The organism is Ornithinibacillus massiliensis (assembly GCF_018310345.1).
GTDB classification, from domain to species: domain Bacteria; phylum Bacillota; class Bacilli; order Bacillales; family Amphibacillaceae; genus Ornithinibacillus; species Ornithinibacillus massiliensis.
The window spans coordinates 1-988 of sequence record NZ_JAGXBY010000016.1 but is presented as its reverse complement, the minus strand read 5'-3'; the positions used below and the strand labels follow the sequence as shown (position 1 = coordinate 988).

Here is a 988-nt window from a genome sequence, read left to right as displayed (position 1 = left end):
CGACATGCGTGCACGAATGTATGATCCAACGACTGCGAGGTTCATCCAAGAGGATACGTATGCTGGAACATTAGATAACCCACTATCACAGAACCGGTATTCGTATGTAATGAATAATCCAGTGAATTACTGGGATCCGACTGGAAGGGTACCGCAGGCAATCCCGGATGAGGTGTACCAACGAGCTAATTTCACCCGAATGATTGATGCAAGTGAATCGAGATTCGGAATGCATGAGATGTGGAATTACGAGTTTCAAAGCTATGATAGTCAGACTGTGGAGGATAATTTCCGAAAAGTAACAGGAGCAAGAGAAATCACCACATACTGGGATGAAACGACAACGAAAACATGGTATTATGAAGCTGTTCTAAGCTTGTTAATTGACCCCGTTGACTATACAGCTACACCAGGACATTTGCTACCAAAGTCTGAAGAATTTAGAGAAGTCACAACGGAAACGAAATCCAGGGTTATAACCGCGGAGCAATTACTAAAAAGTAATTATGAAATACTGAAGAATTATAAAGAAGTACCCGCAGGTAGTGCTAAGCTCGGAAAGACAACCACACACTATCTAAATGGAGAAGAAATAACGGAAGCTATTTATACTAGTGGTACATTTAACAGATATCGAATGTTACGAGCGGCAACAGGCCCAACGCCAAGTGTGGCTTCCTATCAGCAAAATCTAACGAAACCAACGGTTAAATTAGCGAAACCAAAAGAGGAAAAGAAAGGCTTCTTTTCAAAAGTAGGCGGATTCTTCAAGAGTACGGCAGACTTTTTATTCTTGGATGATATCAAAACGCTAACCAGTCCTGACACATCGCTTTTAGAGAAGGGATTAGCAGCTACAAGTTTTATACCGGTTGGAAAGGTAGTAAAAGGTGCAAAACTAGGATTAAACCAACTTCCAAGTGCTGGCAGAAAAACAAGTCAAGCAACAGGTGCTGTGAAACGTGTAGATGGCCGGGATGTTACTAAG

General features: G+C 41.8%; 1 protein-coding gene. It reads left to right on the top strand.

All coding sequences use genetic code 11. The features are described from left to right. Positions 1 to 16: 16 nt before the first annotated feature. Positions 17 to 988 (top strand): RHS repeat-associated core domain-containing protein (locus tag KGF86_RS19225; protein WP_246521722.1); only part of this gene is annotated, 972 nt, incomplete at its 3' end.